The 9,120-nt window shown below is 71.0% G+C and carries 10 protein-coding genes; 6 read left to right on the plus strand and 4 right to left on the minus strand.

Annotated features, from left to right (window positions below; genetic code table 11):
• The first annotated feature begins 491 nt into the window (after positions 1–491).
• The 3 genes from AB0947_RS33070 (at position 492) to AB0947_RS33080 (ending at position 2,787) form a co-directional block, all read left to right on the plus strand.
• The gene (locus tag AB0947_RS33070) at positions 492–1,703 is read left to right on the plus strand and encodes an MFS transporter (protein WP_366754054.1); all 1,212 of its coding nucleotides are present in this window, start codon (positions 492–494) and stop codon (positions 1,701–1,703) included.
• A 167-nt stretch (positions 1,704–1,870) separates the two neighbouring features.
• Complete coding sequence (locus AB0947_RS33075; RefSeq protein WP_366754055.1) at positions 1,871–2,308, plus strand: phage holin family protein; 438 nt, start codon at positions 1,871–1,873, stop codon at positions 2,306–2,308.
• The gene (locus tag AB0947_RS33080) at positions 2,305–2,787 is read left to right on the plus strand and encodes a DUF3618 domain-containing protein (protein WP_366754056.1); all 483 of its coding nucleotides are present in this window, start codon (positions 2,305–2,307) and stop codon (positions 2,785–2,787) included. Before AB0947_RS33075 ends, AB0947_RS33080 begins: the two co-directional genes overlap by 4 nt.
• Before the next feature lie 195 nt (positions 2,788–2,982).
• On the opposite strand, the gene AB0947_RS33085 is transcribed toward AB0947_RS33080, so the two are convergent.
• On the minus strand, positions 2,983–3,348 hold the full coding sequence (locus AB0947_RS33085; RefSeq protein WP_366754057.1) for an STAS domain-containing protein: 366 nt from the start codon (positions 3,346–3,348) through the stop codon (positions 2,983–2,985).
• Between the two features lie 363 nt (positions 3,349–3,711).
• On the opposite strand from AB0947_RS33085, the gene AB0947_RS33090 reads away from it, so the two are divergent.
• Positions 3,712–3,873, plus strand: a complete 162-nt coding sequence (locus AB0947_RS33090; RefSeq protein ID WP_366754058.1) for a hypothetical protein — start codon at positions 3,712–3,714, stop codon at positions 3,871–3,873.
• Between the two features lie 185 nt (positions 3,874–4,058).
• Here the strand turns inward: AB0947_RS33090 and AB0947_RS33095 are convergent, their stop codons facing one another.
• The 3 genes from AB0947_RS33095 to AB0947_RS33105 form a co-directional block, all read right to left on the minus strand.
• Complete coding sequence (locus AB0947_RS33095) at positions 4,059–4,712, minus strand: YceI family protein (RefSeq protein ID WP_366754059.1); 654 nt, start codon at positions 4,710–4,712, stop codon at positions 4,059–4,061.
• A gap of 179 nt (positions 4,713–4,891) precedes the next feature.
• Positions 4,892–5,806, minus strand: a complete 915-nt coding sequence (locus AB0947_RS33100) for a YceI family protein (protein ID WP_366754060.1) — start codon at positions 5,804–5,806, stop codon at positions 4,892–4,894.
• Positions 5,807–6,316: 510 nt separating this feature from the next.
• Positions 6,317–7,636 carry a GAF domain-containing SpoIIE family protein phosphatase gene (locus tag AB0947_RS33105; protein WP_366754061.1) on the minus strand — a complete coding sequence of 440 codons (1,320 nt, stop codon included), beginning with the start codon at positions 7,634–7,636 and terminating at the stop codon, positions 6,317–6,319.
• A 437-nt stretch (positions 7,637–8,073) separates the two neighbouring features.
• Here AB0947_RS33105 and AB0947_RS33110 point away from each other — a divergent pair, with 437 nt between their 5' ends.
• Entirely contained in the window at positions 8,074–8,649 is a 576-nt protein-coding gene (locus tag AB0947_RS33110) for a TerD family protein (protein ID WP_366754062.1), read from the plus strand.
• 14 nt (positions 8,650–8,663) lie between these two features.
• The gene (locus AB0947_RS33115; protein ID WP_366754063.1) at positions 8,664–8,930 is read left to right on the plus strand and encodes a twin-arginine translocase TatA/TatE family subunit; all 267 of its coding nucleotides are present in this window, start codon (positions 8,664–8,666) and stop codon (positions 8,928–8,930) included.
• Positions 8,931–9,120 lie beyond the last annotated feature (190 nt).

Raw genomic sequence — 9,120 nt, forward strand, 5'->3', positions numbered from 1 at the left:
GTGCCTGTCGACCCGGCCCCTGCAAATCACGGCGGCACGGACGCCGGAGCATCTCTTCGGCCGGCACGTCCGTCCCCTCGCCGTCGGTGACGGTGACGCGGGCGCCTGAAATGCCGCCCTGCTCCCCCGCCGCCCGTGCTGTACCCGTGACCTCCCCGACTCGCGGGCGCGACCTGCGTTTACCCGGCGTAACATCCGGTGCGGTGATCACGCTGATGGTAGGTGACGGGTCCGCTCGCCCGTCGCGGACTGTCCGGCCACGGGCGCCTGCTTCCACTCGTCCGAGTGCGAACTCCGCCCTCGCGCCCCGCCGTCCGCCATCGACCTGGCTCTCGCTGGAACGGAGTGCACTCGGACCTACCTGCCTTGTGGGCACTTGCGCCTCTCCCCGCCCGGGTCGCTCCCCTGACCGCCGCCACGGTTCACAGAAACAACACGTCCCTTTGATACCCACGAAAGTCCGGTCCGTCGGACCCAGACACGCCCGCACCGTGACCCACGGTCGGGTCCGCGGTGTCTATCTGCCGCGCCTCGCGGACGCCCTCGCCTCCTCCATGGCCACCTACGGCATTCCCCTGCTGGTGCTGGGCGCGACCAAGTCGTCGTCGCTGACCGGCATCGCCTTCGTCATGGCGTGGGCGCCGCGGCTGTGCACCTTCGCTCTGGCCGGCCTGGCCGTCGACCGTTTCGGGCCCACCCGGGTCTTCCGGCTGGCCGCCACGGCGCGGGCGCTCATCACCGCTCTCGCCGTGCCCGCACTGGCAACGGCGGACGACACCAACACCCCCGGGCTGGTCATGCTCCTGGCGGCGTGCGCGGGCTGCCTGACCCAGTTCAGCTTCATCGCGGCCGAGAGTGTCGGGGCCGTCGCCAGCCGGGACGCCGGCGACACCGCGCACCGCCTCCAGTCCGTCCTGCTGGGCATCGATCAGACAGCGGCCCTGGCCGGCCCCGCGGCGGGCGGCCTGCTCCTGCAGTGGGCCGGCTTCAGCGGCATGCTCACGGCGATCAGTGGTCTGTCGGTGGTGTCGGCCGCCATCACCCCTCGCATGCACCGGCCCTCCGCACAGGCGGGGGAAGCGACCGTACCGGCCGCCAGTGGATGGCGCACCGGCTGGGCGACCCTGCGTGCGCTGCCGGCGCTCACCTGGCTGGTGGTGGGGCTGGCACTGTCCAACCTGGCGCTCGGCCTGCTGGAGGCGGCGACCCCGGTGATCGTGGTGCAGCAACTGGGCCGGTCCAGCGCCCTGGTCGGGGTGGTGTGGTCCTGCGCGGCCGCCGCCTCGCTGCTCGCGGTCGCCACCAGCCGTGTCGCGATCGACCGGTGGGGGCTGCAAGGGGTGGGCCGCTGCGCCGCTCTCGTGACCGTGGTGCCGTGCTTCCTGATCGCCCACACGGGCTCGTACCTGTCGTACCTGGTCCTCGTCGCCCTCTTCATGGCAGGTGACAGCGTGCTGGCCGTCGTACTGCGCACGCTGCGATCCCACCTCATCCCCGCCGAGGTGTTCGGCAGCACGCTGTCCGTCACCGTGCTGATCCTGCTCGCGCCCTACCCCGTCGCCGGCATCCTCATGGCCCTCATCGACCCCGCCGCCCTGCACATGACGATCACCGTCTGCGCCGCCCTGCAATGCCTCGGCCTGGCCTGCGCCTTCACCCGCGGCACCCGCTCCCGGCCGCGCCGCGCCAGACACCGGAAATGACGGCGCCCTCAACGTCGGGCGTGCTCCCGTACCGAGCCACCCGGCGGGACTTGCTCGCGGGCCGGATGCCCGATCTGAACTTGCCCGTTCGGGGTACTCGCGCGCTCGACGGATGGCCGGGCGCGGGAGGCGGTCCGGCCGGGACTCAGGAACGGGAGGTGACTGTCATGTCGAGCACACAGCCGCACTTCGCCGGGCCCGGCCGGAGCGCGGACCGCTCCCGTCAGGAACCGGTGGGCGAGCTGGTCCAGCGGGCCTCGCAGCAGCTGACCGAGCTGGTGCGAGGCGAACTGCGCCTGGCACAGACGGAGATGAAACAGAAGGGCAGGCGTTACGGCAAGGGCGGTGGTCTGTTCGGCGGGGCCGGAGTCGTCGGCTTCCTGACGCTGCAAGCGCTGGTCACCACCGTGATCGCCGCGCTGGCCGTGCCGCTGCCGGTGTGGGCGGCCGGGCTGATCGTCACAGCGGTGCTGGGCGTGATCGCCGCCGTGCTGGCCATGAGTGGAAAGAAGCAGGTCGACCAGGCCGCGCCGCCCACGCCCGAGCAGACGGTCGAGAACGTGAAGGCCGACGTGGCCGAGATCAAGGAGAGTGCGCACCGATGACCCAGCCCCCGCACGACGAGCCCACCGCCACCAGCCCCGAGGAACTGCGCGAGCAGGTCGAACGGACCCGGAACGAACTCGGGGACACGGTCGAGGCGCTCGCGGCCAAGACCGACGTCAAGGCACGCGCCCAGGAGAAGGCCGCCGAGGTCAAGGAGCAGGCCGCCGCGAAGGCCGGCGAGCTGAAGGAGCAGGCCGCCCTCAAGGCCGGGCAGCTGAAGGCGAAGGCCGCCGACCTGGCCCACCAGGCACAGGACCGGCTGCCCGAGACGGTCAAGGACTCCGCCGCCCAGGCCGCCGAGCAGGCCCGCGCGAAGACGGCGCAGGCCGGGCAGCTGTGGAACGAGAAGGCACCCGAGCCCGTGCGGCACAAGACGGCCCGAGGAGCGCAGTTGGCGCGGAGCAACCGCAAGGTGCTGCTGGCCGCGGCGGGCGTGGCCGTCCTGGCGTGGCTGGCCTGCCGCCGCCCGAAGGAGTGAGCGGGGCACAGGACGCGAGGTCGTCGGCGAGCCGGTCGGTCTGACGCCCGGCTCCGTCGGCGGTACGACCGCGGCAGCACCGTTCACGCGGGCGCGGCTGTCACTCGGTTACGACGAGGACACCCCGACCCCGCCGGCGACGACCGCTCCTGACGCGAGGTGCTGCTCGCGGCCGCCCCCCTCCCCCGCTTGTCGTCAGGCGGCAAGCGCACGGCGGGTGCTGGGGTAACAGCCCATGATCTCGTCCAGGCCGACCATCTCGATGATGCGCAGGACCGATTCGACGGGGCCGGCCAGACGCAGCCAGCCTCCGGCGCGCTGTGCGGCATGGTGGGCGGTGATGAAGGCGTTGATGCCGCTGGAGTCGATGAAGGTGACGGCGCTGAGGTTGATCACGGTGCGGGCCGTGGCCGCACCGCGGGGAAAGAGGAGGGTGTCGCTGAGGTCGTCGATGTTGTGGTGGTCGATGGCGCCGTGCAGCGTGACGACGCTGATGTCCTCGCCGGCGGCGGTCCGTGCGGATGGCAGGGGACGGGGTCGGGCCCCGGAGTGGGATGGCATGGCGCCTTCGGTGAGCTGTCGGGGGTGAGGGGGCTGCTGCCCGGCCCGGGCAGGACGGGCCGGCTTCTTCCGAGGATAAGCGGCATCTGTCCGTGGCGTCTGCGATGCACCGATTCCGGTTGGCCTGGCGGATACCCGCGTGATGACGCTTCGCTCCGATGCCCACCCCGGGCAGGGAGGGAAGGGGCCGTTGCAGTAACCGCCCTTTGCCGACTGCGCCTCCGCGCATAGCTACGCCAGGTGAGGTCGTGTCACCCGGTTCGGGTCGGGACGCGCAGCGGGGGGCCTGACTGGTGGCCGCGATCACCGAACGCGGTTCGTCTCCGCCGACCTGGCGAACGTCGGGGACGTCTCGAACGGCTGGTGGCCGAGGCAGGAGAGGTGGACTTCCCGGTGAACAACGCCGGGCACCTGGCGACCCACACGCGGGCGCCGTTCCCGCTGGTGGCGGCGCCGGAGACGCTGACCCGCCACTGGGCCACCGAGTTCGGCGGCGCCGGCATCCGGGTCAACGCGGTCGCGTAACCGTGATCGGCGTCCACGGCGGCGAACGCAGCCTGCTGCCCGGCTGAGCCCCTTCGAGCCGGGATGTGACGCGGCCACGGGTCCGCTGGGAAGGAACTGGCCGGTCGCGCGTGACGAGGGCGGGTGCCGGGGGGCCACTCGTCGTACGGGCCGCTGGATGGGCCGGCTCGCACGCCGGCGCTCCTCTATGACACGGACCGGATCGCGGAGATGTCGAACTGCAGTCGGATCTTCTCGCTCACCATGGCGCCGCCCGTCTTGAGGCGCTGGTTGTAGGCCAGACCCCATTCGGTGCGGTCGATGGTGGTGGTGCCGTCGAAGCCGGCCCGCTCGTAGCCGAACGGGTCCAGGACCGACCCGAGGTAGTCGAGTTGCAGGTGGACGGGCCGGGTGATGTCGCGGATGGTCAGGTCCCCGGTCATGCGGAAGCTCCCGCCGCCTTCGTGGCTGGTGGAGGTGGAGCGGAAGGTCATGTCCGGGTAGCGACGCGCGTCGAAGAAGTCGGGGCCGATGATGTGCGCGTCCCGCTGCTCCACCCCCGTGTCGACGCTGGCCACCCGGACGACGAGTTCGGCCCGCGACTCGGAGGGCCGGGCCCCGTCGAAGTACAACGCGCTGTCGTAGTCGGCGAAAGCCCCCCGGACCGTGGTCACCATGGCGTGCCTGACGGAGAATCCGATGCGGCTGTGCGCACGGTCGATGGCCCACAGCCCGGTCAGTGCCTGAAAGGCCGGGTCGAGCGCGACACTCGGGGGTGCGGCCGCCGTGTCCGGGGCGCCCGTGCCGGCAGGCGTCGTCGGGTCGATGACAGCGCTCTGGCGGCGACTGAAGATTCCCATATGCGTGAGCCCTTTCCATCAGACCGCTCCGTGCTATCACGGCTTCGCCGGAACTGCCCGGCCGGATGGGTGGTCTCGTCTGGTTTCCATGCGGTCCACCGCAAAGCTGCACAAGAACAGCATGATGTGGGGGTGCGCTGCCGGACCGCGGTCCGCGTCTCGCGGGTCCCTGCCGGGCTCTACTTCGGCGGCGTGGGCGTGTCGTGGGTGTGGTACATCGCCTGTACGTCGAGCTCCAGCTGCACGGTCGGGCCGACGACGGCGATGCCACGGGCCAGCATGGAGCGCCAGTTGAGTGTGAAGTCCTCCCGGTGGAGCTCCGCCTTCGCGAGGGCCGCGCAGCGCAGTTCCTGCTCGTAGCCTCCGTTGACCGTCCCGAGGTAGGTCGTGTCGAGTCCGACGGAACGGCTGGTGCCGTGCATGGTGAGCGTGCCGTGCAGGGTCCACTTGGAGCCGCCGCGGTAGGCGAACCGGGTGCTGGTGAAGTCGATGTACGGGAAGCGCTCGACGTCCAGGAAATCGGCGGAACGAAGGTGGTTGTCCCGCGTGTTGTTGCCCGTGGAGATGCTGGAGGCGTCGATGCGCACCGAAACGTGTGAGTCGGCCATGTTCGGTGCGATGCGGATACCGCCCTCGAAACGGGTGAACCGCCCGTGGACATGGGCCATGCCCACGTGCTTGGCGATGAACCGGATCGCGGTGTGCGGAGGGTCGAACAGCCAGGTTCCGGCTGTCGGGAGTTCGAGCTGTCGGGCGGGCTCCAGCGCGACGCGCCTCTGGGGCAGCGCCACCCCGGCGGCGATGTCCAGGTCCTCGCGGGCGGGTGACAGACCCTCGGCCACGGTCAGCACGCTGTAGGAGCCCGGTGACAGCGTCGCCATGAAGTACCCGTGGGGGTCCGTGGTGCCCCGCGCGGCCACCCGGTGGCTGTCGAGCGCGGTCACCGTGACCTCGGCTCCGCCCATCGGCTGCCCCATGGGATCCACGACCACCAGGCCGAACGCCCCGGCCTCGGCCGGCAGGGGGACCGAGAGGCTCGGCACGGCACCGGAGGCGCCGCGGGACCGCCGACGCTGGAGCAACCTGATGGCCATTGAGTTCACCTTTCTCCACATGCGTTACCGTCACCCGGTCCGCTCGGCTGCTCGCGTTCGCGGTCGCCAAGAATCACCTGCGACAGAGGGACGGACGCGAAGCGAACAGTTCATTGGCGATCATAGAGCGGTCCGTGCGCGGGTTCCCGGCCGCGGCATCAAGGCTGCTCAACGCCCTGCGAGGGATGTGAGGCCATCAATCAGCTCTCCGACCGGCCATATCGCGGTGGCTCGGCTTCATCTCTTTGCGGCAAAGCTGTGGTGAAGGGCACAGAAGGGGACCGCGATGTTCACAGGCGGTCTGCGGTTTCACCACGGACCCCACACGGACGGGACGGCCGACCCGGCCGTGAGCATGTGCGGCGACTACGGCACCGCCCGGCGATGCCGATGCTCGCCGGAGTGTTCACCGGCCCTCTCGGCTGCGGAGACAAGCGGAACCTCACAGGCGGGTCGGCGGGCGCGAAGCGTTCATGCGCCGTCAGGCCACGGCCTGGGCCGGCGGTGCGGTCATGCCGTGAGCCGGGCGGCGAGGAGAGCGACGTCGTCGTGGAAGGCGCCCTGACGCTGGGCGAGGAGGGCTTCGCACAGCTCGGGCAGCGGGTCGAGGGCGTGCTGGGCAGCGGCGGTGGCGGCTTGCCGCATGCCGTCGTCGATCGGGTGGCCGCGCTCCTCGACCAGGCCGTCCGTGTGCAGGAGCACGGTGGCGCCCGCGGGCAGCCGGCACTCGTGGTCGGGGCGCGGAACACCGACATCGACCCCGAGCGGCAGGCCGACTTCTTGCGGCAGGTGCCGGCTCCGGCCGGGGGTGGCGACGAGGGGTGGCAGGTGGCCGGCGCTGGACCAGCGCATGATCCTGCCTCCGGCCGGCGCGGGTTCCAGACGGGCGATGACGACGGTGGCGAGCGGACCTCCGTGCAGCTGGTGCAGAGCGTCGTCGAGGCGGTGCAGGACGCGGCTGGGCGGCTCCTGCTCGTCGAAGGCGATCACGCGGAGCATGTTGCTGATCTGGCTCATCACGGTGGCGGCCTCCAGGCCGTGGCCCATGACGTCGCCGACCATGAGGCAGGGCACCTGGTCGGGCAGGTGGATCAGGTCGTACCAGTCGCCGCCGATGCGGGGGACGTCGGTGGAGGGCTGGTAGCGGGCCTCCAGTTCGAGTCCCGGCAGCGTGGGCAGGTCGGGCAGCAGACGGCGCTGGAACTCCTCAGTGGCCTGCCGCAGCCTCTCGTAGAGGCGGGCGTTCTCGATCGCGACGCCTGCCGCGCTCGCCAGCGCCGTGACGAGATCCTCGTCCTCGCCGGTGAAGACACCGGCTTCCTTGTCGGCGATGTAGAGGTTGCCGTAGACGGTGTCGCGCACCCTGATCGGCACCCCCAGCAGGGTGGTCATGAGGGGGTGGTCCTCGGGGAAGCCGGCGGCCTGCGGGTGGGTGGCCAGGTCGTCCACACGCAGGGGCTCGGGGTGGCGGACCACCTCGCCGAGCAGCCCGCTGCCGTGCGGGAGCGGGGGGCCGCCCTCGCCGCGGAACTGGTCGGCGCCGAACCCGGAGGTGATCAGATCCGTGAACTCCCCCTCCTCCCCGAGGACCCCGATGGCCGCGTAGCGAGCGCCGACCAAGCCCCGGGCCGCCTCCGCGATGGTGTGCAGCACCACTGTCAGATCGAGCGCGCTGCTGATCGACAGCACGGCGTCCAGCAGGGAGCGCATCCGCCCGTGAGCATGGGCCAGGTGCCGCAGGCTCTGCTGGAGGCGGTCGAGGTCGTCGCCGCCGGCACGCGGCGGGGGTTCGGGGCTCTGTGCGTCACGATCGCCTGAATCCCTGGTCACGGCCATCCCACCTCCTTCCCGGACGCCTGCGCCTGGGCATCGGGTACCCGCGATGCGCGGCGGCTGATCGGGGCCCTCGGCCTCCGCACCGGCGAGCTCGGCCGATCCGGCACCGCCCCGGCACCGACGGAGACGGGAACGCCCCGGCCGGCATGCCGACCGGGGCGTTACCCACAGAAGGTGTGATCGTGAAGGGCGGTCGCCTACGCGGCGAAAGGCGATGCGAGGCTTCAGCCGGACGATCGTCCTCGCATGCAATGGATGAGGCCCGGGGACATCGTCCCTTCACCATCACGTCTTACCCAACCACGCCCGTCCGGCGAACATTCCCGCGCTCCTGCTGCCGTCCAGAACCCAGGGACTCCCGGCCACCCCGCTGCTTCTACAGTCCTGTAGATTCATTCTGGGACGTCATCGTCTCACCGAGGAGGAGAGCAGTGGGAGTTTCCCTGTCCAAGGGTGGCAACGTCTCGCTCAGCAAGGAGGCGCCGGGCCTGACCGCCGTCCTCGTCGGACTGGGCTGGGACGTGCGCACCACCACCGGTGCCGACTACGACCTGGACGCTTCGGCCCTGCTGCTCGACGCGTCCGGCAAGGTGCTTTCCGACCGGCACTTCGTCTTCTACAACAACCTGACCAGCCCGGACGGATCGGTCGAGCACACCGGCGACAACCTGACGGGTGAGGGCGAGGGCGACGACGAGACCGTCAAGGTGAACCTCGCCGCCGTACCCGCCGAGGTCGACAAGATCGTCTTCCCCGTGTCCATCCACGATGCCGAGAACCGCGGCCAGAGCTTCGGCCAGGTCCGCAACGCCTTCATCCGCATCGTCAACCAGGCCGGCGGCGCGGAGATCGCCCGCTATGACCTGTCCGAGGACGCCTCCACCGAGACGGCGATGATCTTCGGCGAGCTGTACCGGAACGGTGCCGAGTGGAAGTTCCGTGCCGTCGGGCAGGGATACGCCTCCGGGCTCGCCGGCATCGCCGCCGATTTCGGCGTCAACGTCTGACGGGCGGCCCCTCCGTGTTCGGACTGAGCGAACTCGCGATCATCCTGATCGTCGTCATAGCCGTCCTGGCCGCCAAGAAGCTGCCCGAACTGGCCCGGTCGGCGGGCAAGTCGGCACGCATCCTCAAGGCCGAGGCCAAGGCGATGGACGACGGACAGCCGACGGCGCAACCGCGCGTCATCCGAGGCGAGACCATCACCCGCCAGGACGCCTCCGCAGTTGCCGACGCGGACCACCGGCCGGCCGCACCGCCCGGCGACGGGAAGCCGCAGCGGCGTTGAAGCGAGGGGCGGGGGCAGGCGGCCGGCGCCCGACGGGCGACCGCCTACCCTCCCTCGCGCGCCGGCACGGGGAGAGACCGAGGAGACACGCCGCCGCCACGGCGACCGACAGCGCGTAACCGACCAACGCGGACACCAAGGGGTTGGGCCACCGGCTTCGGGTGTTACCGACTTTCGTGACGTGACGGGC

It is taken from the genome of Streptomyces sp. NPDC047841 (assembly GCF_040704085.1).
GTDB classification, from domain to species: domain Bacteria; phylum Actinomycetota; class Actinomycetes; order Streptomycetales; family Streptomycetaceae; genus Streptomyces; species Streptomyces argyrophylli.